22 protein-coding genes are annotated in these 22,213 nt (G+C 66.7%); 12 read left to right on the top strand and 10 right to left on the bottom strand.

Features of this window, described 5'->3' with window-relative positions; all coding sequences use genetic code 11:
- Positions 1-32: 32 nt before the first annotated feature.
- Positions 33-431, top strand: coding sequence for a hypothetical protein (locus tag AC3WS4_RS11655; RefSeq protein WP_492738572.1), 399 nt, complete (start codon positions 33-35; stop codon positions 429-431).
- 31 nt (positions 432-462) lie between these two features.
- On the opposite strand, the gene AC3WS4_RS11660 is transcribed toward AC3WS4_RS11655, so the two are convergent.
- From AC3WS4_RS11660 to AC3WS4_RS11675, 4 genes are all read right to left on the bottom strand, one after another.
- Positions 463-1,551, bottom strand: a complete 1,089-nt coding sequence (locus AC3WS4_RS11660) for a PA0069 family radical SAM protein (protein WP_492738570.1) — start codon at positions 1,549-1,551, stop codon at positions 463-465.
- A gap of 149 nt (positions 1,552-1,700) precedes the next feature.
- A complete protein-coding gene (gene moaB / locus AC3WS4_RS11665) occupies positions 1,701-2,225 on the bottom strand; it encodes a molybdenum cofactor biosynthesis protein B (RefSeq protein WP_492738568.1) in 525 nt (174 codons plus the stop codon).
- Positions 2,215-3,960: a lytic transglycosylase domain-containing protein gene (locus AC3WS4_RS11670; protein WP_492738566.1), complete on the bottom strand. Its 1,746-nt coding sequence runs from the start codon at positions 3,958-3,960 to the stop codon at positions 2,215-2,217. Before AC3WS4_RS11670 ends, moaB begins: the two co-directional genes overlap by 11 nt.
- A 3-nt stretch (positions 3,961-3,963) precedes the next feature.
- Positions 3,964-4,734 (bottom strand): uracil-DNA glycosylase family protein, encoded by a 771-nt coding sequence (locus tag AC3WS4_RS11675; RefSeq protein WP_492738565.1) that lies wholly within the window; start codon positions 4,732-4,734, stop codon positions 3,964-3,966.
- Between the two features lie 143 nt (positions 4,735-4,877).
- Here AC3WS4_RS11675 and AC3WS4_RS11680 point away from each other — a divergent pair, with 143 nt between their 5' ends.
- The 7 genes from AC3WS4_RS11680 (at position 4,878) to AC3WS4_RS11710 (ending at position 12,371) form a co-directional block, all read left to right on the top strand.
- Positions 4,878-6,533 (top strand): electron transfer flavoprotein-ubiquinone oxidoreductase, encoded by a 1,656-nt coding sequence (locus AC3WS4_RS11680; protein WP_492738564.1) that lies wholly within the window; start codon positions 4,878-4,880, stop codon positions 6,531-6,533.
- A 187-nt stretch (positions 6,534-6,720) separates the two neighbouring features.
- Positions 6,721-8,181, top strand: a complete 1,461-nt coding sequence (locus AC3WS4_RS11685) for a tetratricopeptide repeat protein (protein ID WP_492738563.1) — start codon at positions 6,721-6,723, stop codon at positions 8,179-8,181.
- Complete coding sequence (locus AC3WS4_RS11690; protein ID WP_492738562.1) at positions 8,178-9,026, top strand: 4-(cytidine 5'-diphospho)-2-C-methyl-D-erythritol kinase; 849 nt, start codon at positions 8,178-8,180, stop codon at positions 9,024-9,026. The genes AC3WS4_RS11685 and AC3WS4_RS11690 overlap by 4 nt, the downstream gene beginning before the upstream one ends.
- Positions 9,023-9,754, top strand: coding sequence for an N-formylglutamate amidohydrolase (locus AC3WS4_RS11695; protein WP_492738560.1), 732 nt, complete (start codon positions 9,023-9,025; stop codon positions 9,752-9,754). Before AC3WS4_RS11690 ends, AC3WS4_RS11695 begins: the two co-directional genes overlap by 4 nt.
- A 59-nt stretch (positions 9,755-9,813) precedes the next feature.
- Positions 9,814-11,676: a dihydroxy-acid dehydratase gene (ilvD, locus tag AC3WS4_RS11700; protein WP_492738557.1), complete on the top strand. Its 1,863-nt coding sequence runs from the start codon at positions 9,814-9,816 to the stop codon at positions 11,674-11,676.
- Entirely contained in the window at positions 11,673-12,062 is a 390-nt protein-coding gene (locus AC3WS4_RS11705; protein WP_187141544.1) for a hypothetical protein, read from the top strand. The genes ilvD and AC3WS4_RS11705 overlap by 4 nt, the downstream gene beginning before the upstream one ends.
- Positions 12,063-12,074: 12 nt before the next feature.
- On the top strand, positions 12,075-12,371 hold the full coding sequence (locus AC3WS4_RS11710) for a hypothetical protein (protein ID WP_187141545.1): 297 nt from the start codon (positions 12,075-12,077) through the stop codon (positions 12,369-12,371).
- Here AC3WS4_RS11710 and AC3WS4_RS11715 read toward each other — a convergent pair.
- The gene (locus AC3WS4_RS11715; RefSeq protein WP_492742792.1) at positions 12,356-12,931 is read right to left on the bottom strand and encodes a hypothetical protein; all 576 of its coding nucleotides are present in this window, start codon (positions 12,929-12,931) and stop codon (positions 12,356-12,358) included. The genes AC3WS4_RS11710 and AC3WS4_RS11715 overlap by 16 nt on opposite strands.
- A gap of 27 nt (positions 12,932-12,958) precedes the next feature.
- Here AC3WS4_RS11715 and AC3WS4_RS11720 point away from each other — a divergent pair, with 27 nt between their 5' ends.
- A complete protein-coding gene (locus tag AC3WS4_RS11720; RefSeq protein WP_492742794.1) occupies positions 12,959-14,332 on the top strand; it encodes an NAD(P)H-hydrate epimerase in 1,374 nt (457 codons plus the stop codon).
- Position 14,333: 1 nt separating this feature from the next.
- Positions 14,334-15,533, top strand: coding sequence for a class I SAM-dependent RNA methyltransferase (locus AC3WS4_RS11725; RefSeq protein ID WP_492738552.1), 1,200 nt, complete (start codon positions 14,334-14,336; stop codon positions 15,531-15,533).
- A gap of 36 nt (positions 15,534-15,569) precedes the next feature.
- Here the strand turns inward: AC3WS4_RS11725 and AC3WS4_RS11730 are convergent, their stop codons facing one another.
- From AC3WS4_RS11730 to AC3WS4_RS11745, 4 genes are all read right to left on the bottom strand, one after another.
- Positions 15,570-16,004 (bottom strand): MAPEG family protein, encoded by a 435-nt coding sequence (locus AC3WS4_RS11730; RefSeq protein ID WP_056347802.1) that lies wholly within the window; start codon positions 16,002-16,004, stop codon positions 15,570-15,572.
- A 15-nt stretch (positions 16,005-16,019) separates the two neighbouring features.
- Complete coding sequence (locus AC3WS4_RS11735) at positions 16,020-16,451, bottom strand: MAPEG family protein (RefSeq protein ID WP_056347800.1); 432 nt, start codon at positions 16,449-16,451, stop codon at positions 16,020-16,022.
- Positions 16,452-16,602: 151 nt separating this feature from the next.
- Positions 16,603-17,766, bottom strand: coding sequence for a CaiB/BaiF CoA transferase family protein (locus AC3WS4_RS11740; protein WP_492738545.1), 1,164 nt, complete (start codon positions 17,764-17,766; stop codon positions 16,603-16,605).
- A 108-nt stretch (positions 17,767-17,874) separates the two neighbouring features.
- Positions 17,875-18,402 (bottom strand): helix-turn-helix transcriptional regulator, encoded by a 528-nt coding sequence (locus AC3WS4_RS11745; protein ID WP_222943122.1) that lies wholly within the window; start codon positions 18,400-18,402, stop codon positions 17,875-17,877.
- A gap of 191 nt (positions 18,403-18,593) precedes the next feature.
- Between AC3WS4_RS11745 and AC3WS4_RS11750 the strand changes: the two genes are divergently transcribed.
- A complete protein-coding gene (locus tag AC3WS4_RS11750) occupies positions 18,594-20,210 on the top strand; it encodes an NAD(P)/FAD-dependent oxidoreductase (RefSeq protein WP_492738541.1) in 1,617 nt (538 codons plus the stop codon).
- Positions 20,207-20,752 (top strand): pseudouridine synthase, encoded by a 546-nt coding sequence (locus AC3WS4_RS11755; protein ID WP_492738538.1) that lies wholly within the window; start codon positions 20,207-20,209, stop codon positions 20,750-20,752. The genes AC3WS4_RS11750 and AC3WS4_RS11755 overlap by 4 nt, the downstream gene beginning before the upstream one ends.
- Before the next feature lie 60 nt (positions 20,753-20,812).
- Here AC3WS4_RS11755 and AC3WS4_RS11760 read toward each other — a convergent pair whose 3' ends face one another.
- Entirely contained in the window at positions 20,813-22,006 is a 1,194-nt protein-coding gene (locus tag AC3WS4_RS11760) for a type III PLP-dependent enzyme (RefSeq protein WP_492738536.1), read from the bottom strand.
- Positions 22,007-22,213: the final 207 nt, after the last annotated feature.

A 22,213-nucleotide genomic window follows, 5' to 3' on the forward strand; every position in this document is an offset into this window, starting at 1 on the left:
TTCGAAAATCGAGCCTGGGGATAGGCGATCATATGTGGCAACTGGCTATCTTTGCGTTGGTGTCCTCGGTTCCCCTTGGGGAACCGAAGCTTAGCGTCGATGGCGAAGCCTTCGGGCCGCAACGAAGCCTGACCTGCACCTGGTTCACTAACTTCGAGAATAGCCGGTTTGAACAATGTCAGGACGCGACGGGAAAGCTGCTTCAAGAGGGCGACGGCGCGTCGATCAAATGCGTTCGGGACACATGCGCGCAATTGGACGCTGCAGCCCGAAAAGCAGCGGATTGGCGGAAGGCTGAGCCGCCTTGGGGAAGGTTTGCGGTAAAGTTGGTCGGACGCCTAAGCCTAAATCCGCACGAGAAGCGCTATCTGGGCGACGCCACCCAAACTGTTCTCATCGAGGATATTACGAGCGTCAGCGTGTCGAAGTAGCGGCCCCACCTCTCGCGGTGGCGAAAAGCTTTTAAAACAATTCCATCTGCCCGTCGCGTTCGGGCGGCCGGAACAGGTCGCAGCGGAGCGGCGGGAATTTCCGGTCCATGCCATGTTCGCGCGCGGCGCGTTTGACGCGGGTGCGGATCAGGTCGGCCCACACGCCCTGACCCTTCATTCGCGTGCCGAAATTCGGGTCGTTGTCGCGGCCGCCGCGGATATCCTGGATCATGTGCATCACCTTGTCGGCGCGGTCGGGGTAGTGCGCCGCGAGCCAGACGCGGAACAAAGGTGCGACCTCGTGCGGCAGGCGGACGAGGATGTACGAGGCGCGGATCGCCCCTGCCTCTGCCGCAGCGGCCATGATGGCTTCGATCTCGTGATCGGTGATCGCGGGAATGACCGGCGAGATATTGACCTGCGTCGGCACGCCCGCGTCGATCAGCTTGCGGATCGCGGCGAGGCGGCGGCGGGGGTGCGGGGCGCGCGGTTCGAGCGTGCGGGCGAGCGCGGGGTCGAGGCTGGTCACCGACACCGCGACGCCGACCAGCCCGTCCTTCGCCATGCCCGCGAGCAGGTCGAGGTCGCGGAGCAGGCGGTCGGACTTGGTGGTGATGATCAGCGGATGCCTGGTCTCGGCGAGCACCTCGACCACCGCGCGGGTGATGCCCCATTCGCGCTCGATCGGCTGGTAACCGTCGGTGTTGGTGCCGATCGCGATGGGCGCGACCCGGTAATTGCGCTTGGCAAGCTCGGCACGCAGCAGCTTCGCGGCGTCGGGCTTGGCGAAGAGGCGGCTTTCGAAATCAAGCCCGGGCGACAGGTCGTGGAAGGCGTGGGTCGGACGTGCGAAGCAATAGATGCAGCCATGCTCGCAGCCGCGATAGGGGTTGATCGAGCGGTCGAACCCGATGTCGGGCGAACTGTTGCGCGCGATGATGGTTTTCGGGTGCTCGACGGTGACCGTTGTGCGCAGGCGCGGTGCGTCGCCGTCGATCGCCTCGGCTTCGTCGAGCCAGTCGCCATCGGCGGCGCGTTCGAGCGAGCCGGTGCGCGTGGGGCGGAGGTTGGTCGGCGCGCCGCGGCCGGCGATCGGGGGGAGGGGTTTGGGCGATTCCACTTGGCGAGGATATCGCGCCGGATAGAACAAAGGAAGAACATTTCTCTTCCATCGTCATTCCCGCGAAAGCGGGAACCCAGTTCCAGCAGCCAGGGTTAGCGCAATTTCGCTCTGGGTCCCCGCTTTCGCGGGGATGACTAATATGGTTGTTATTCGGTCAGCCGCGGCATCAGTTCCACGAAATTGCAGGGCTTGTGCCGGCTGTCGAGCTGAGTGGAGAGAATGCCCTCCCACGCGTCCTTCACCGCCCCCGTCGATCCCGGCAGCGCGAAGATATAGGTGCCGCGCGCGACCACCGCACAGGCGCGCGACTGGATCGTCGAGGTGCCGATCGTCTGATAGCTGAGCCAGCGGAAGAGTTCGCCGAAGCCCGGAATGTCCTTGCCGTCGAGCATGTGCAGCGCCTCGGGCGTGACGTCGCGGCCGGTGACCCCGGTGCCGCCGGTGGTGATCACGACGTCGACCGCCGGATCGTCGATCCAGTTGTGGAGGCGCGAGACGATCAGCGCCTTTTCGTCCCTGATGATCGCGCGGTCGGCGAGGATGTGCCCCGCGCCGGTGAGCAGTTCGACGAGTTTGTCGCCCGACCTGTCCTCGGCCGCGCTGCGGCTGTCCGAAATCGTCAGGACCGCGATGCGGACCGGCTTGAAAGCCAGGCTTTCGTCAATCGGCATTGGTGAGGCCGCTGGCGTAGGTCAGCTGCACCCGGTCCTTGGTATCGGGGAAGCGCGGCCACTTACCCTGCGCGAGCGCGGCGCGGCTGACCGAGGGCTTGCCCTGCTGCGCTTCGTACATCCAGTAGTTGCGCAGCACGATGCCGACATAGCCGCGCGTTTCCCAATAGGGGATCGATTCGATGTAGAGCAAAGGATCGCCTTGGTCGCGGACCTCGGTCTGCCAGCGCGCGATCGGCGCGGGGCCGGCATTATAGGCTGCAATCACTTTCGGCAGCTGGCCCCCAGTCGAGCCGTCGCGGCTCAGATATTCGAGGTAACGCTGGCCGAAGTCCATGTTGACCGCAGGGGTCTTGAGGTCGCCGGGTCCCGATGCGTCGCCGTTCCAGCGCGCGAGGTCGCGCGCGGTGCCAGGGCGGACCTGCATCAGCCCCATCGCGCCGGCGCCGCTGACCGCGGTACGCTGGAAGCGCGATTCCTGCAGCGTGTGGGCAAAGACGAGCGCGGGGTCGACCCGCCAGCCGCCATTGGGTTCCCATTTCGGCTGCGGATAGCGCGTCGCGGCGGCGAGTTTGCGCCCCTGCGGGGTGTTGTGGGCGAGATAGAGCTGGGTCTCGGGCAGGCTCAGGGCGCCGGCGATGCCGATCAGCCGCTCATGCTGTTCGGCGTTGCCGATGCGCGCCTGATGCCGGATCAGGTCGCCGGCATATTTGTCCTCGCCGATCTCGGCGAACGCGATCGCGGCGCGGACATTGGACTGTTCCTCGAGCGCGCGCCAGGCGCTGCGGTCGGCGCGGACGGTCGGATTGTTGGACGGCTGGCCGAGCGTTTCGGCGGCGAGCAGTCCGTAGAAGGTTTCCTCGTTGGTCGCCGCGGAGCGCAGGCGCGGCTGGACCGCGGCCGGTTCGCCGGCCGCCATTGCGGCGCGCGCGGCCCAATAATAAGCGGCGGCGCGGAGTTCGCTGTCGGGCGCTTCCCTGGCGACGCGGTCGAAAGCGGCCAGCGCGGTGCGATAATCGTGGAGCCGCCAGGCGGCGAGACCCTGCACCCACGCGCCTTGCGTGGCCCAGGCGCCGCCGTTGGCGGTGCAGGCGAGCGACAGGCGCAGCGCGTTCTGGTCGTCATTCTCGATATAATAGGACCAGGCGACTTTCTGCTGCCACTCGGCGCGCGAGTCGGGGCTGAGCTTGTCGAGGACCGCGTTGAGCAGCGCCTCGGCGCCGGCGGGATCGTCGTTCTTGATGCGGTCGGGGATGCTGCTGGCGAGGCCGCTGGCGAAGGGATCGCTGACGCTGTCGGCGCCGAGGCGGCGTGGGGCGCTGCCCGACCAGGACAGGCGCGTCTGATAGGGCAGGCTAGGCAGGTCGGTCGCGCCGCGCTTGGCGGCGAGGCGGCCGAGCTGTTCGGCCTGCGGCAGATTCGGCGAGCGCGACAGGATCGGCATGATGTCGGCGACTTCGGCCTTGGGGCTGTTCGGCGCGAGGAGCAGTTCGGCGCGCAGGAAGTCGGTGAGCGGACCGCTTTCGGTGCTGTCGAGCAGCGCCTTGGCGTCGGCCCAGCGCTGGGCGCGGATTGCGACGAGAACCTGCGAATAGAGCTGTTTCTGCTTGCCCGACAGGACCGACGGCACCGTCTGCGGCGCGGCGGTGAGCGGGTCTCCGGCGTCGGCCGCGATCGCGGGCGTTGCAACTGAAACAAGAAGCGATGCGGCGAGAGCCGCGGTCCATTTGATCATCTGTCAACGTCCCCGGTTGAACAGTTTGAGGCTATCCCAGGCCGCCGCTTTCTGGGCGGGCCGGGCCAGCAGCATTGCGGGGTGCGCGATTGCCACCGCCTCCACCTTGCCGCCATCTTGGTTAATATCGAGTAAGTTTCCGCGCGCGTCGGGCAGCGCGAGCTTTGCCGCCATCCGCACGATGTCGCTGCCGATCAGCAGCAAACGGTCAGGCCGTGCGAGGCGGAGGTGATGCCAGAGCAGCCGGTCGAGTTCGCCCAGGTCGCGCTCGTCGCAACGACCGCCGGGCGGACGGGTGACCGCAAGGCTGGCCATATAGCAGGCGTCGCGCGTCGTGCCGATCGCACGCAGCATCGCGTCGAGCAGCTTGCCGGCGGGGCCGGCGAACAGCTCGCCGTCGCGCTGGTCGTCGATTTCGGGCCAGGCGGTGAGCAGCATCAGCGGCGCGCCGGCGTCGCCGACGGGCAACACGCGGCGCGCGTCCCACTGGCTGCCCGGCACATCGGGATGGTCGGCGAGCCAGCTTTGGAACGTCGCCCAATCCCCGGGCAACTCGGCCGGGCCCTTGGCGACGGGCGCTGCGACGGCCTCCTGACGCTGGAGCGCGGCGGGAAGGGGCGCGGTTTCGGGCTCGGCTGCGATCGCGGGCGCCATTTTGGGACGCGCGGGCGCCGGGTCGTTCGCGGGCGGCGCAGCGAGCCAGCCCGCCGGCGTTTCGCCGACAAGCGCGTCGACGCCCGCCAGCGACCACCAGTCGTTATAGCTCTCCGCCAACAAAGCTGAATTCGGCCCACCCATGTGATTTGTTCAAACAGGCAGTTGACGGACGCGTCAATTGGCGGGCATCGCAATTCGTGACAGAATGAGCGCAGGGCACGATGAATGTCCGGCGCCGGGACGGCAGAAAGGTTATTGCGGTGAGCGAACGGGAATCGATGCCCTATGACGTGGTTATCGTCGGGGCGGGTCCGGCGGGGCTTTCGGCGGCGATCCGGCTTAAGCAGCTGGCGAACGAAGCGGGCAGTGAATTGTCGGTCTGTATCCTTGAAAAAGGGTCGGAGGTCGGCGCGCATATCCTGTCGGGGGCGGTCATCGACCCCAAATCGCTCGACGAGCTGCTGCCCGACTGGCGGACCTCGGGCTGCCCGCTTGCCGAGGTGCCGGTCAACGACAACCAGCATTGGGTGCTGACCAAAACCAAGAAGTTCGGGCTTCCCGAATTCATCTCGCCCGGCTTCATGCACAACAAGGGGACCTATACGGGCAGCCTCGGCAATCTCTGCCGCTGGCTCGCTGAACAGGCCGAGGGGCTAGGGGTCGAAATCTTCCCCGGCTTTCCCGCCGCCGAAATCCTTTATAACGACGATGGCTCGGTCAAGGGCGTCGCGACCGGCGACATGGGCGTCGCGCGCGACGGCAGCCACAAGGGCGACTACGCCCCCGGGCTCGAACTCCATGCGAAATACACCTTCTTCGGCGAAGGCGTGCGCGGCCATCTGACCAAGATGCTCAAGCCGCAGTTCGCGCTCGACAGCGATTGCGAGCCGCAGGTCTATGGCCTCGGCGTCAAGGAATTGTGGGACATCAAGCCCGAAAACCACGCCGAAGGCCGTGTCATCCACACGCAGGGCTGGCCGCTCGACAACAATGCCAATGGCGGCGGGTTCCTCTATCATCAGGCCAACGGGCAGGTCGCGCTGGGTTTCGTGACCTGGCTCAACTATCGCAATCCGCATATCTCCCCGTTCCAGGAGATGCAGAAGTGGAAGACCCACCCCGAGATCGCCAAAATCCTGAAGGGTGGCAAACGCGTGTCGTACGGCGCGCGCGCGATCAGCGACGGCGGCTATCAGTCGGTGCCGAAGCTGGCCTTCCCGGGCGGTGCCTTGATCGGCGACAGCGCCGGTTTTCTGAACGTGCCGCGTATCAAGGGCACGCATACCGCGATGAAGTCGGGCATGATGGCGGCCGAAGCCGCGTTCGCGGCGGTGACCGCCGGGCGGACGAGCGACATGCTGACCGCCTATCAGGACGCCTATGACGACAGCTGGGTGAAGAAGGAACTCAGCGTCGTGCGCAACGTGCTGCCGCTCGTCGAGAAATGGGGCGACCTTGCGGGCACGATCCTGTCGGGCATGACGATGTGGCTCGAAACGCTGAAGATCAAGGTTCCGTTCACGATGAAACATCATCCGGACAACGAGAGCCTCTATCGCGCCGACATGATGCCGAAGCCCGACTATCCCAAGCCCGACGGCGTGCTGACTTTCGATCGCCTGTCGTCGGTGTTCGTGTCGAACACCAACCATGAGGAAGACCAGCCGGTCCACCTGCAGCTCAAGGACCCGTCGATCCCGGTCGCGTATAATCTGCCGCTCTATGACGAACCGGCGCAGCGCTATTGCCCGGCGGGGGTGTACGAGATCGTCGGCGAAGCCGAAGGCGACCCGAAGTTCGTAATCAACGCGCAGAATTGCGTCCATTGCAAGACGTGCGACATCAAGGACCCGACCCAGAATATCAACTGGGTCACCCCCGAAGGCGGCGGAGGCCCCAATTATCCGAATATGTAAGTTTGGCCTGATCGCGGTCGCGGCGCTGGCGCCGTTCGCTGCGCAGGCGGCCGACGGCGGCGATGCGGCGCTGAACGCACTGGCACGCGCGCGGCTGGCCGAGGATGCCGGCGATCCGCAGCAGGCACTCGCCGCGCTGACCGCGGCGTCGAGCCTGATCCCCAACCTGCCCGGGCTGCGCGGGCGGATGCTCGAACAGGCGATCGACGCGGGTAATCTCGAGGCCGCGCGCAGCGCCGCGGCGCTGCTGTGGGCCGGCGGCGACCGCCGGTTCGATGCGCAACTGGTGCTGGTCACCGACGCGCTGCGCCGGTCGGACTGGAATGCCGCGCGCGACTATGTCGCGGGTCGCGCCGACAAGACCGGCGGCGATGCGGTCGCGCGGCTGGTGACGCCGCCGCTGAACAGCTGGATCGACGCGGGACTGCGCGAAAAATCGCCCGAACGGCATCTGCTCGACGCTGGCGGGCGCGGACTGCCGCAGCCGGCGTTCCAACTCGAAGCGGCGCTGGTCCAGCTTGCGACGGGACGCAAGGCCGATGCGGTGGCGCTCGCCGACAAGGTGACGCTGACCGATCGCACGAGCCAGTTGGTCGCGGTTCGCCTTGCCGCGACGCTCGACAAGGCGGGCGAGAGTGATGCGGCGAAGCGGCTGCGTGGGCGGATCGCGCTGGCGGCCGGCGAGCGCGAAGATCCGGTGCTGTTGCTGCCCGACCAGGCGGTGATCAACCCGCGCGGCGGGGTGGCGCACTGGTTCGGCCTGCTCGCCGATGGCTTTGCGCGCACCCCGAACAGCAATCCGAAGATTCCGTTGCTCTTCGCGCGCGTCGCTTACTGGCTTGAAGGCAGCGACTGGCAGGCGCGCGCCGCGCTGGTCGAGGCGCTCGACCGCAACGAGCGCCAAGATGATGCGCTCGGCGTGCTGCAGGACGGCCGGGTGCCTCTGCCCCCGGTGCTGATGATGCGGCGGGCCGAACTGCTGGCCGATGACGGCAAGACGGCCGATGCGGTGGCGCTCGCCGAACAGGCGGTGGCAACCGACAAGCCGGCACGCACCTTGTTGGTGCGCTATGCCGATGTCGCGCGGCGCTCGAACGATCCGCGCGCCGCCGAGCGCGCCTATGCGCGGCTCGAAGCCGATCTGGGCGACGATGATTTCGACAAGGCGCTGCACGGCAGCATCTTGATCGCGCGCGCCGAACTGCTGTTGCAGGCGAACGACTGGGATGCGGCCGAGCCGTTGCTCGACAAGGCGATCGCGCTGCGCCCGGACGATCCGAACATCCTGAATTTCGTCGGCTACTCGTCGATCGAGCGCCGCAAGAATGTCGACAAGTCGCTCGCGCAGATCGAGGCGGCGTGGGCGCAGGACCCGCAAAGCGCGGCGGTTACCGACTCGCTCGGCTGGGCCTATTTCCTGACCGGGCGTGTCGATGAAGCGGTGCCGCTGCTCGAAAAGGCGCAAGGCGGCGATCCGGGCAATGCGGTGATCGTCGAGCATCTGGGCGATGCCTATTGGCAGGCGGGGCGGCGGTTCCAGGCGCGCTACACCTGGCGTGCCGCGGCGTTGCTTGCGGAAGCCGATATGGCGACGCGTATCGCGGCGAAGCTGCGCGACGGGCTGACCCCCGCGACGACCGCACCATGACCGCGTTTACCGAGACGGGCTGGGCGAAGATCAATCTCGCGCTGCATGTCCGCGCGCGGCGGGCCGATGGCTATCACGAGATCGAGACGCTGTTCGCCTTCGTCGACCATGGCGACGGGATCGCGGCGCGGGTGGCAGAGGCCGATAGGCTGACGATCGACGGCGAATTTGCCGGGGGATTGAGCGCCGGGCCGGACAATCTGGTGCAGCGCGCAGTTGTCCTGCTCCGCGAACGCTATGGCGCCGACCGGGTGCCGCCGCTCGCAATCGAGCTGACCAAGCGGTTGCCCGTCGCGGCGGGGATCGGCGGCGGTTCTGCCGACGCCGCGGCGATGGCACGGCTGGTGCGAACACATTTCCTGCCCGAATTGGGCGACGCGACACTGGCGCGGGTCGTCGCCCCGCTGGGCGCCGATGTCGCGGCGTGCGTCGCGAGCGCGACCTGCCTCGGCGTGGGGGTAGGCGAGCAACTCTCGCCGGTGCCCGAATTGCGCCTCGGCGATACCCCGGTGCTGCTGGTCAATCCGCGCGAGGCGGTGGCGACCGGGCCGGTGTTCGCGGCGTGGGACGGGATCGACCGGGGCGCGCTGTTCGGTGATCCGGCGGGGCGCGCGCAATTGTTCGCGGCGCGCAACGACCTGCAACGCGCGGCGATCGCGCAATGCCCCGCGATCGTCAGCGTCCTGACAGAACTCGGCGGGCTCAGCCCCTGGCTCGTGCGCATGTCGGGCTCGGGGGCGACCTGCTTCGCGCTGTTCGATGCGCTTGCCGAACGCGATGCGGCGTCAGTGAAGCTGGCGCAGAGCCACCCTCATTGGTGGCAGATGGCGGGGACGCTGCGATGAGCGAGGCGTGGGTTGCGCTCGGTAGCCCACGCGCGGGCGGGGTGCTGCTGATCGGGGACCATGCGTCGAACCATGTGCCCGCCGACATCGACCTTGGCATCGACCCGGCGTTGCTGACGCAGCATATCGCCATCGACCTTGGTGTGGCCGAGGTCGCGGCGCTGCTGGTCGAGGCAGGAGCGGTCGATGCCGCGATCCTCGGCGGGGTGTCGCGACTGGTCGTCGACTGCAACCGCGACGAGGACGCGCCCGGTGCGGTGCCGATCGCGAGCGACGGCCACGCGATCCCGGGCAATGCGCTGGATCATGATGGCCGCGAGGCACGGATCGCGCGCATCTTTCGGCCCTATCACGACCATATCGCCACGACGATCGCGGCGCAGCGTCCGGCGATGATCCTGTCGCTGCACAGCTTTACGCCGTCGCTCGCGAGCGATCCGGAGCAGGCGCGGCCGTGGCAGGTCGGCGTGCTTTATAATGAAGACGACCGGCTCGCGGCACCCGCGATCGCGGCGCTGGAGGCCGAAGGACTTATCGTCGGCGACCAGCTTCCCTATTCGGGCAAGCTCCTGAACGCGACGATGAACCGGCATGCCGAGGCCAACGGCATTCCGTATGTCGGGATCGAGATGCGGCAGGATCTGGTACGCGACGCGGCGGGGCAGGCGCTGTTCGCCGAACGGCTTGCTCGCATGTGCAACAAACTGGCATTGAATATCGCAGAATAGGTGTGTAGAGGCGCCTTTCTTCGCCAAATTTTGAAATATTATTATCAGGACTGCTCAAAATGCCTTCATATCGTTCGCGCACCACCACCCATGGCCGCAACATGGCGGGCGCTCGCGGCCTCTGGCGCGCGACCGGGATGAAGGACAGCGATTTCGGCAAGCCGATCATCGCGGTGGTCAACAGCTTCACCCAGTTCGTGCCGGGCCATGTCCATCTGAAGGACCTCGGCCAGATGGTCGCGCGCGAGATCGAGGCGCATGGCGGGGTCGCCAAGGAATTCAACACGATCGCGGTCGATGACGGCATCGCGATGGGCCATGACGGCATGCTCTACAGCCTGCCGAGCCGCGACCTGATCGCCGACAGCGTCGAATATATGGTCAACGCGCATTGCGCCGACGCGATGGTGTGCATCTCCAACTGCGACAAGATCACGCCGGGCATGCTGATGGCGGCGCTTCGCATCAATATCCCCGTCGTCTTCGTGTCGGGCGGCCCGATGGAAGCGGGCAAGGTCGTGCTCAAGGGCAAAGCCGTCGCGCTCGATCTGGTCGACGCGATGGTCGCCGCGGCGGATGAGAAATATAGCGATGAGGAAGTGCTGGCGATCGAACAGGCGGCGTGTCCGACCTGCGGCAGTTGTTCGGGCATGTTCACCGCCAATTCGATGAACTGCCTGACCGAAGCTTTGGGACTGTCGCTGCCGGGCAATGGCTCGACGCTGGCGACGCACGCCGACCGCAAGGCGCTGTTTTTGAACGCCGGTCGCCTCGTCGTCGACATGTGCCGCCGCCATTATGAGCAGGACGACGACAGCGTGTTGCCGCGCAATATCGCGACCTTCGAAGCGTTCGAAAATGCGATGAGCCTCGACATCGCGATGGGCGGATCGACCAACACGGTGCTGCACCTGCTCGCTGCGGCGTTCGAGGCCGGGGTCGATTTCACCATGGCCGACATCGACCGGCTGTCGCGCCGCGTGCCGTGCCTGTCGAAGGTCGCGCCGGCGAAAAGCGACGTCCATATGGAGGATGTCCATCGCGCCGGCGGGATCATGGCGATCCTCGGCCAGCTTGAGCGCGCCGGGCTGCTTCACGCGCACCTGCCGACGGTCCACAGCGCGACCTTGGGCGATGCGCTCAACAAATGGGATATTTCGCGGACCAACGACCCCGAGGTCCAGAAATTCTTCATGGCGGCGCCCGGGGGCGTGCCGACGCAGGTCGCGTTCAGCCAGGACCGGCGCTGGGACGACCTCGACCTCGACCGCGAAGCCGGCGTGATCCGCTCGGCCGAGCATGCGTTCAGCCAGGATGGCGGGCTGGCGGTATTGTCGGGCAATGTCGCGCTCGACGGCTGCATCGTGAAGACCGCCGGGGTCGACGAGAGCATCCTGAAATTTTCGGGTCCTGCGAAGGTCTATGAAAGCCAGGATGCTGCGGTCGCCGGAATCCTGACCGGGCAGGTCGAGACGGGTGACGTCGTCGTCATCCGCTACGAAGGGCCGAAGGGCGGGCCGGGCATGCAGGAAATGCTCTATCCGACGAGCTATCTCAAATCGAAAGGGCTGGGCGCCGCCTGCGCTTTGATCACCGACGGGCGGTTTTCCGGCGGCACCTCGGGGCTGTCGATCGGCCATGTTTCGCCCGAAGCGGCCGAGGGCGGGACGATCGGGCTGGTCGAGAATGGCGATCTGATCAACATCGACATTCCGTCGCGGACGATCACGCTTGCGGTCGCCGACAGCGTGCTGGCCGAGCGTCGCGCCGTGATGGAGGCGAAGGGGGAGGCTGCCTGGCAGCCCGAGAAAGCGCGTCCGCGCAAGGTTTCGGTAGCACTTCAGGCTTATGCCGCGATGACGACCAGCGCCGCACGCGGCGCGGTGCGCGATCTTTCGCAGCTAAAGGGGGGCAAGGGTTGAGGACTATCGGACTGGCGGCGCTGCCGCTGTTGTTGCTCGCGGCGTGCGACCGCGCCCCCGACAATGCCAAGCTCGCCGAAACCGAAGCGAAGCAATCGCGTGATGCGGCGAATGACGGGCGCATCGAATGCGCGCTCGAAGGCGCGAAGCTGTTCGACCGCACCTGCACGGTGCAGGAAATGAACGGCGAAGCGGGCACCATATTGGTGGTCGGGCGCGGCGACGTCGGTTATCGGCGTTTGCAGATCACCACCGACGGGCGCGGGGTGATTTCGGCCGACGGGTCCGAACAAGCGACGGTGACGATCATCGGCGAAGGCATGATCGAGGTCGCGATCGGAGCGGACAAGTATCGTTTGCCGGCGGATACGGGCGGGGTCGACTAAGCCTTGCGGGGCATGGACATTCTGTCGCTGCTCGGCCTGTTTCTTTCCGTGGTTTTTGCCGCTCTGGCCTGGCGTCGGACGCGCGGACTTCCTGAAGCGAGCGTCATTCGATGGCTCGTACCGCTCTTCGTCGTCGCGGCCGTCCCCCTCGGCATTTTTGCCTGGTGGGGGCAATATACGCCCGCCGGGCGCCGCGCTTTCGACGAAATGGATGGCCTCTATCCGCTCGCGGCGGGCGTGTTGACCCTGTTGCTGACTGCGACCGCGGCGCTTGTCGGCATATGGGCGAGGCGTCAGGCCGGCCGGTAGCGGAGGCCGTTGCTCGCGAAACCTCCCTTTGCGTCGAACGCACTCCAGATTTCCCCCCACTTGAAGGTCATGGGGGATTTCCAGTTCGGACCGAGGCCGAGATTTTCGGCCAGCGCCTTGCGAACAAAGGCGATCTCGGCATCGATGGCGCCGCGCGTTGGCCAGCCGTCCTCTTCTGCCGCATCCGGCAGGGTCACGCCCCAGCCGGCTTGTTCCAGACGGTCGTCCTGGAAACATAGCGAGACGATCGCCGGGTGGCCGCCAAAACTCAGGCCGTGCAGGTATAGCCATGCATATCCATTGCCATGGTCTCGCGACCTTTCGACGAGATGGGTGATCTGCGGCTCGATCTCGGCACGGGTTTGATAGGGGGCGAAGCGTGCTTCGCCCACGCAAAGGTTGCCGGAACCCGGTTCGATCGAAAAGGCGGACGTCATGCGGCGATATTCCCCTGTCCCCGAAACCCTGGAATACAAACCTATCGCGGCTTTGCGGGACGTCAACAACCGGGCGTGCCGGTTCGGGGCATCGGCGACCAGGACGCGTATAATGTTCTGCATCGACGGCAAACGCGCTACGACAAGGAAATGGTCATTCCCCGCGACGCCCCGATCCTGACCACCGCCGCGATGCGTGCGGCAGAGGCGGCGTGCGTGGAGGCCGGGACCTCGCTGTCCGAATTGATGGACCGGGCCGGCGCGGCGGTGGCCGACACGGCATGGCGTATGGCGGCGGGCGGGCCGGTGCTGATCCTGTGCGGGCCGGGCAATAATGGCGGCGATGGCTATGTGGCGGCGCGTTTGCTTGCCGAGCGTGGCGCGGTGGTGCGGGTTGCCGCGCTGGCCGGACCGGCGACCGATCTGGCGCGCGCGGCGCGGGCGCTGTGGGGCGGGCCGGTCGAGGCGCTGACGGGCGATACGGGCCCGGCGCCACTGATCGTCGATGCCCTGTTCGGCGTCGGATTGACGCGGCCGATCGGCGGCGACCTCGCGGCGATCTTGCGGAGCTTCGCCGGGCGTCGCGTGCTGGCGGTCGATGTGCCGAGCGGGGTCGATGGCGATGGGGTTCACGACTGGACACCGCCGCTGTCCGCCGATGTGACGCTCGCCCTGGGGGCGCTCAAGCCCGCGCATGTGCTGCTGCCGGCTGCGCCGCATTGCGGGCGGGTTTTGTTGGCGGCGATCGGGATCGCGGCCGAGCGAGCGATGCGGAGCGCGGCGCTGCCCTTGATCGTCGCACCCGGCGCCACCGCGCACAAGTTCAACCGCGGGATGGTGTTGGTCCGGTCGGGGCCAATGTGCGGTGCCGCCCGGCTGACCGCCGCCGCGGCGCTGCGGAGCGGGGCGGGTTATGTCGTGCTGAGCGGCGTCGACGATGCGCCTTTCGATGCGATCATTGCCGAAGAGGCGGCGCGCTATGGCGAGCGGCTGGGCGATGCGCGGGTCGGCGCGGTGATCGTCGGGCCGGGTTATCCGGGGGGCGACGATCTGGAGCGCGATGTCGCGTCGGCGCTCGATAGCGCGAAGCCGCTGGTGCTCGATGCCGCTGCCATCGCTGCCGCTCTGCCGCGCCTGCGCGCGTCCCGTGGCGCGGTGCCCGCGATCCTGACCCCGCATGAGGGCGAGTTCGCCAGGGCCTTTCCGGGGCTGGCGGGCAGCAAGATCGATCGCGCCAAGGCCGCCGCCGCCGATGCGGGCGCGGTGCTCATCTATAAGGGCGCCGATACCGTGATCGCCGCGCCCGATGGCCGTGTCGTCGCGGCCTGGCCGGGCAGCCCCTGGCTCGCCACGGCGGGGACGGGCGACGTCCTCGCGGGGGCATGCGGGGCGATGCTGGCGCGCGGCGGCGATGCTTTTGATGCGGCGGTTTCCGCAGTGGGCTGGCATATTGCGCGCGCGCAGGCTATCGGCCCCGGCCTCGTGGCCGACGATCTGGCGGCCGACGACCTGGCGAAAGACTGACGTGACCGAAACAGCCCTGATTACCCGTATCGCCGCGCGCGGCGATGGCGTGACCGCCGATGGCCGCCATGTGATGGGCGCGGTGCCGGGCGACCATGTCCGCGACGACGGCATCATCGTCCCCGGCCCCAACCGTGCCGAACCGCCGTGCCGTCATTTTGGCAAATGCGGCGGGTGCCAGATGCAGCACGTCGCCGAACCCGCGCTCGCCGACTATGTGCGCGACCGGGTGATCGGCGGGCTTGCGGGGCAGGAGGTGTCGGCGGACGTAGTGCTGCCCGCGCTGCTGTCGCCCGCGCACAGCCGTCGTCGCGCGGCGCTGACCGCGCTGCGCACCGGTAAGCAGGTCGCGATCGGTTTCAACGCGGCGCAGAGCAACCAGATCGTCGACATGCGGATGTGCCCGCTGTTGCTGCCCGAACTGTTCGCGCTCGTCGCGCCGGTGCGCGAATTGCTGGTGCTGATCGCGCCGCCGCGGCGCCCGGTGAAGGTCAAGATGCAGATGCTCGACCAGGGGGTCGAACTGGTGCTCGAAGGCGTGAAGGCCGAAGGCCTCGAAGCGGCGATGGCGCTGCAGGATTTCGCCGGGGCCAACCGGCTCGCGCGCTTCGTGATCGACCAGGGCGACGGGTATGAGACGCTGTGGCAGCCCGATCCGCCGACGGTGCGTTTCGGCGGTATCGCGGTCGAGGTGCCGCCCTTTGCCTTCCTGCAGCCAACTACGGTCGGGCAGGAGGCGCTGATCGAGGCCGTGACGAGGGCGATCGGCGATGCACCGGCGGTCGCCGACCTGTTTGCGGGGGTCGGGACCTTCGCGCTGTCGGTGCAGGCGGGGCGGAAAGTCTATGCCGCCGAGGGGGCGCGCGATGCGGTCGCGGCGCTGACGGGGGCGGCGAACCGGGCGCGGGCGCTGGTCGCGAGCGAGCATCGCGACCTGTTCCGGCGGCCACTGGTGCCGGCCGAACTCAACCGCTTCGGCGCGGTGATCCTCGATCCGCCGCGCGCCGGCGCCGAGGAGCAGGCGAAAGAACTGGCGGCATCGACCGTGCCGGCGATCGCCTATGTCAGCTGCAACCCCGCGAGCTTTGCGCGCGATGCGAGGATATTGGTCGCGGGCGGCTATCGCCTCGACTGGGTACAGCCGGTCGGGCAGTTCCGCTGGTCGACGCATGTCGAACTGGCGGGACGGTTTTCGAAATAGCCGTCGCCCCCGCCTTCGCGAGGGCGACGTCCCAGATCAATGCAGCACGAAGCCCATGAACGCATGCACGCACAGCGCGAGCAGCGCGAGGCTCGCCAGCGCGAAGATGCCGAAGCGCCACATCACGCGGTTGACCGTCGCCTGGATGATGCTGTGCAGGATGCGCAGACCGACATAGGCCCAGGCGATCTGGGTGTTGAGGCCGCCGCCCAGACCGCCGATCGCGAGCGCCAGCGCGACCGCGTAGAACACCGTCGGCTGTTCCATCAGATGGTTATAGTTGTGCGCCTTCCACTGGACTTCGGGCGGCAACACCTCGTCGAGGCTCTTGCCGGTGCCGCCGACCAGCTTCGCGGCGTCGATCTTGGCGCGGCTCATCGCGGGGATGCGCGTCGCGTACATCCACACCCACATCACCATCGACCATAGTGCGAGCGTCGCGACCGGCCCCAATATCGCGTTGGTTTCCATATTCTTCTCTCCCCCTCAACCCAAAGTTGCGATCACCGCCAGCAAGGCGAGCGCCAGCAGGCACAACGTCGACGCGGCAAAAATGGCAAAGCGCACCGGAATGCGGTTCACCGTCGCCTGCCAGAAACTGTGGATGACGCGTAGCGCGACATAGGTCCAGGCGATCCACACAACATAGGCGGGATAACCGCCGACCGCGTGCAGGATCAGGATGACCGCATAGAAAAGCGTCGGCTGTTCGAGCAGGTGCGTATAATTATGCGATTTCCAGTTGGCGAGCGGCGGCAATATGCCTTCGAGGTCGCCGCCGCGGCCGCCGGGAGGGGCCGCCTTCAGGTCGATCCCCGACTTCGCCAGCGCGCGGAATCGCGATACCGCGACCCACACCAGCATGATCAGCGTCCACAGGATCAGCACCGCGCCCGGCGCGAGAATATTCGGCGTCATCTGCTTCCCCCTTTTGTTTGGCGACGATGCTAGGGCTGGTCCGCCACAATGCAAGACTTCCTCGTCATTGCGAGCGAAGCGAAGCAATCCAGAGCGGTTTACGCGTGCTCTGGATTGCCGCGTCGCCTCCGGCTCCTCGCAATGACGATGCTTATTGGTTTTGCGGCGCCGCCACCTCGGCCCGGATCGCGGTGCCATCGCCGTCGATCCGGGGAGCGAAGCCGATATCGCGCGACGGCGCGGCACCATATTTCACCGGCGGCTGCATCTCGTAGAAGCCGCCGACATCGGGATGGGTCCGGTGGCGAAAAAAGCCCGTCGCGGCGAGGTGGGGGTCCTCTCGAATGTCCTGCAGGTCGCGCACCGCCATCGCGGGAATATCATTCTCGGCGAACAGCGCGAGCCATTCGTCGGTCGTTTTCGCCGGGGTCTGGTGCGCGATCTCGGTGTAGACGAGCTGCATATGCTCTCCCTTCGCCTTCGCCGCCTCGAACGCCGGGGTGCCGAGCAACGGCGCACTGCCGAACAGCGCGAGCAGGCGCGCGGTCGAATCGGGGGTGTAGGGGACGATCGCCACATAACCGTCCTTGGTCGGGAAGGGCTGGCGCGTCGGGTCGAGCTGGCGCGGGTACCCCGCCGGGCCGATCGGCGGATCGAGCGTGTCGTCGCGCAGATGCTCGACCATCATGAAGCTGGTGAAACATTCGAACATCGCAACCTCGACCGCCTGCCCCTCGCCGGTGCGCAATTTGTGGATCAGCGCCGCGAGGATTGCCTGCGCGCCATATTGGCCCGCCACTTTATCCGCGATCAGCGACGGCAGATAGCGCGGGCGCGGGTCGCCGTCGACGCGTGGCAACAGGCTGGTGGTGCCCGTCGCAGCCTGGATGACGTCGTCATAGGCCTGCAAATCCGCGTAAGGACCGTCCTGTCCGAAGCCGGTGCCATGGACATAGATGATGTCGGGCTTGATCGCCTTGCAGCCGTCATAATCGAAGCCGAGCCGCGCGATCGCCTTGCCGCGGACATTGTGGAAGAACACGTCGGCGGTCGCGATCAGGTCGCGCAGCACCGCGGCGTCCTCGGCCTTCTTGAGGTCGAGCGCGATCGACCTTTTGCCGCGATTGACCGTCAGGTGGACCGACCCCATCGTCGGGTCGGGAATGCCGTTGCCGAGGTAGCGCGAGATATCGCCCAGCCCCGGCGCCTCGACCTTGATTACCTCGGCGCCCAGGTCGGCGAGCATCTGGGTCGCATAGGGGCCGAAGATGACCGTCGTCAGGTCGATGATGCGGATGCCTTCGAGCATGGTCATGCAACAGTTCCGGTAATCACGCCGCGTCTCTCCTCCGCCCGTTTCTTTGGGCGACGATAGAATGATTGCGAAGTGAAACGGAAGAGGCGATTGGCACGCGGGCCAAGTTTATGCGGGGCGCGGTGCGTCGAGCAAATCCTCGATGAACAGCGACACCAGCATGGCCTGGCTGCTGACCCCGGCCTTGGCGTAAATCTGGCTGAGCTGCGAGCGCACCGTGCCCGTCGCCGCGCCGCGCAGCCGGGCGATCGCGGCGACGTCGCAGCCCTTGAGCGCGAACAGCGCGACTTCGCCTTCGCCCGGGGTCAGTCCCCATTCGTCGAAGCGCAGCGCGATATGGTCGGCGAGCGCGCCGCGGGCATCGGCGAGTGCCCGGTCCTGTCGACGCAGTTCGGCGGTGATCCGGCGGATGTAGCGCGACCCCATCACGACCCCGCCGAGCAAGGCGAAGGCGACGATGCATTCCATGACGATCTCGGCGGTGATGCCTTGGCGCACCTCGGTGAACAGGTCGTCGATGCCGTCGACGACGAAGTAGATGGCGGCAACCGCTTGAAGCGCGAGAGTGGCGACCGGGAGCGCGACGCGCCGGTCGGTCAGCAGTTGGGCAGGCGGGTTCGGTTCGGGCTGCGGCATATGGCTCCCACTTATGTCGTGGAATTTGAGCGCCTGCTTATAGGCGCGATCGGCGGTCGGGCCTAGCCATCGGGAAATGGCCGACTGTCGATGGCGGCGGCGCCGCGGGCTTTCATGCCTTTGTCGCACTCGGGCTGGACTTTTAGGACAGGGCGATTGGCGCGCCCGCCGATGCGGGCTAGAGGGCGGCGATGCTTCGCCTGACCGAATTGACGCTGCCGCTGCACCATGCGCCTGAGGACCTGCCCGCCGCGATCTGCAAGCGGCTGCGGATCGGGCCGCGCGAACTGGTGAAATATGTCGTCGCGCGGCGGGCGAACGATGCGCGCGACAAGGCTGCCATCAAACTGATTTATTCGATCGACGTCAATGTGAAGGACGAGCGCACGGTGCTCGCGCGCTTCCGAAAGGACCGCAATGTCCAGCCGACGCCGAACACCGCCTATAAATTCGTCACCAACGCGCCGCCTGCGGGCACCAAGCGCCCGGTCGTCGTTGGGGCGGGGCCGTGCGGGCTGTTCGTCGGGCTGATCCTTGCGCAGATGGGTTTCCGGCCGATCATCCTCGACCGCGGCAAGGTGGTGCGCGAGCGGACCAAGGACACTTGGGACCTGTGGCGGCGTTCGGTGCTCCACCCCGAATCGAACGTCCAGTTCGGCGAGGGCGGGGCGGGGACCTTTTCCGACGGCAAGCTCTATAGCCGGATCAAGGACCCGCGCCACCTCGACCGCAAGGTGCTGACCGAATTCGTCAAGGCGGGCGCACCGCCCGAGATATTGACCGAGGCGCATCCGCATATCGGCACCTTCCGGCTGGTGACGATGGTCGAAAGCCTGCGCGAGACGATCGAGGGGCTGGGCGGCGAATATCGCTGGCAGCACAAGGTCGACGGGATCGACATTGCGACCGACGGTGCCGGCACGCGCCGGGTGCAGGGCGTGCATCTGAACGGCGGCGATTATATCGAGGCCGACCGCGTCGTCATGGCGGTGGGGCACAGCGCGCGCGATACGTTCGCGATGCTGCTGGCGGCGGGCGTGTATGTCGAGGCCAAGCCCTTTTCGATCGGCGTCCGCATCGAGCATCCGCAATCGTGGATCGACAAGTCGCGCTTCGGCGCCGATGCGGGCAACCCGATATTGGGCGCCGCCGAATATCATATCTCGCACCACTGCAAGAACGGCCGCACCGTCTACAGCTTTTGCATGTGCCCCGGCGGAACCGTGGTCGCCGCGACGTCGGAGGAGGGGCGTGTCGCCACCAACGGCATGAGCCAATATTCGCGCAACGAACGCAACGCCAATTCGGGCTTCGTCGTCGCGATCGACCCGGCGCGCGACTATCCCGGCGACCCGCTCGCGGGCATCGCCTTCCAGCGGCATTGGGAATCGCTCGCCTTTGTTGCCGGCGGGTCGAACTATCGGGCGCCGGCGCAGCGCGTCGGCGATTTCCTGAAGGGGCGCGCGTCGACCGAGCTGGGCAGCGTTATCCCCTCTTATCGCCCCGGGGTGACCCCGACCGATCTTGCGCAATGCCTGCCCGATTTCGCGGTCGAGGCCATGCGCGAGGCGATCCCGGTCTTCGGGCGGCAGATCGCGGGCTATGACCATCCCGATGTCGTGATGACCGGGGTCGAGACGCGCACCTCGTCGCCGGTGCGCTTCACGCGCGGCGAGGATTTCCAGAGCCTCAATACCGCCGGGTTGTTCCCGGCTGGTGAAGGCGCGGGCTACGCCGGTGGCATTCTCTCGGCGGCGGTCGACGGCATCAAGGTCGCCGAGGCGGTGGCGCGGAGTTTGCTGCCGTGACCTTGATCCTGTTCAACAAGCCCTATGATGTGCTCAGCCAGTTCACCGATCGCGGCACCGTGGGATCGGCGCGGCAAACGCTGTCGGACTTCATCGACCTGCCCGGGGTCTATCCGGCGGGGCGACTCGACCTCGACAGCGAGGGGCTGATGCTGCTCACCGACGACGGGCGGCTGCAGGCGCGGATCGCCGACCCGAAATACAAGATGCCCAAGACCTATTGGGCGCAGGTCGAGGGTGAGGTGAGCGACGAGGCGCTGGCGGCGTTGCGGCAGGGGGTAAAGCTCAAGGACGGGCTGACTCGTCCCGCCGAGGCCGAAGCAATCGCCGACCCCGGACTATGGCCGCGCGACCCGCCGATCCGGGTGCGCAAGAGCATTCCCGACACTTGGATCAGCCTGACGATATCCGAAGGGCGCAACCGGCAGGTGCGACGCATGACCGCCGCTGTCGGGCACCCGACCCTGCGGCTGGTGCGCTGGCGGATCGGCGACTGGACGCTGGGCGACATGAAGCCCGGCGAATGGCGGCGCAGCGATTGAAAGAAAAGGGCCGGTCGCTTCGCAGCGCCGGCCCTTTTTCGTTTTCGCTGGCCTTTCGGCTCAGAACAGCTTGGTCACCGTCGCCGTGCGGCGCTCGGGTTCGGCTTCGCCGGTGTAGAGGCTGGCCATCGGCTCGTCGCTAACGACATGGGTCTCATCGGCGCCGAAGCCGTTGAACTTCGTCCGCATCGCGCAGCCATAGGCACCGAGCATGCCGATCTCGATGAAATCGCCCGCTTTGACATCGTCGGGCAGGAAGAAGGGCCCCGTCATATGGTCGAGATCGTCGCAGGTCGGGCCGTAAAAGCTGAACGCCGTCATCTCGGCGTCGCTCTCGGGCTCGCGCAGCAAGGTCACCGGGAAACGCCAGCCGACATGCGCCGCATCGAACAGCGCACCATAGGCGCCGTCGTTGATGTACAGCTCGTCGCCGCGGCGCTTTTCGACGCGTACGATCAGCGAGCTATACTCGGCGGCGAGCGCGCGGCCGGGTTCGCACCAAAGTTCGGCCGAATAGCTGATCGGCAGGCTTTCGAAGGTCCGGTGGATCGTTTCGAAATAGGCGCCGAGCGGCGGAGGCTCCATGCCCGGGTAGGACGAGGGGAAGCCGCCGCCGACATCGATGATGTCGACCGTCACCGACGCCGACACGATCGCGGCGCGAACGCGCTCCATCGCCTGCGCATAGGCATGCGGGGTCATCGCCTGGCTGCCGACGTGGAAGCAGATGCCGAGCGCGTCGCTGGCCTGGCGGGTCGCCATCAGCAGTTCGGCGACATCCTCGGGCTCGGCACCGAACTTGGCGGCGAGGCTGAGCTTCGAATGGTCGGACGAAACCCGGAGACGGACCAGCAGGTTGAGATCCTGAGCACCCTCGGTCGCGCGGACGATCTTTTCGAGTTCGTCCATCGTGTCGAGCGAGAAGGTACGCACGCCATGCTTCCAATAGGCTTCGGAAATCGCTTCCTCGGCCTTCACCGGATGCATGAAGCAGAGCGTCGCCTTGGGCAGGGTGCGCGCGACGAGGCGGACCTCGGCGATCGAAGCGACGTCATAATGCGTGACACCCGAATCCCACAGCACGCGCAGCAGGTCGGGCGACGGATTCGCCTTGACCGCATACATGGTCGTGCCGGGAAATCGCTCGATGAAGAAACGCGCTGCGCGCGCCGCAGCGTGCGGGCGGACAAGCGTGACAGGTTCGACCGGCGAAAGTGCCTGAATCAGCCCGTGGGCGCTATGATGCTGGTGCAACTCAAGGGACCCCCAAAAAATACGTTAAACATCCGAGGCTGCCTTGCGGTTATTGGAAGTCCCCCTGGGGCAGCGGAGGGCGATATATGCAGGGGGGTCCCCCCTGTAAAGACCCTATCGCGCAATTTTGTAACGCAGCGGTAACAGTCGCGCCCAAGCGGGCCTGACGCACGGTAACCGGGGGACAACGCGGCGGTTTCCGGCTAT

The organism is Sphingopyxis sp. EU05-FHT14B03 (genome assembly GCF_058790875.1).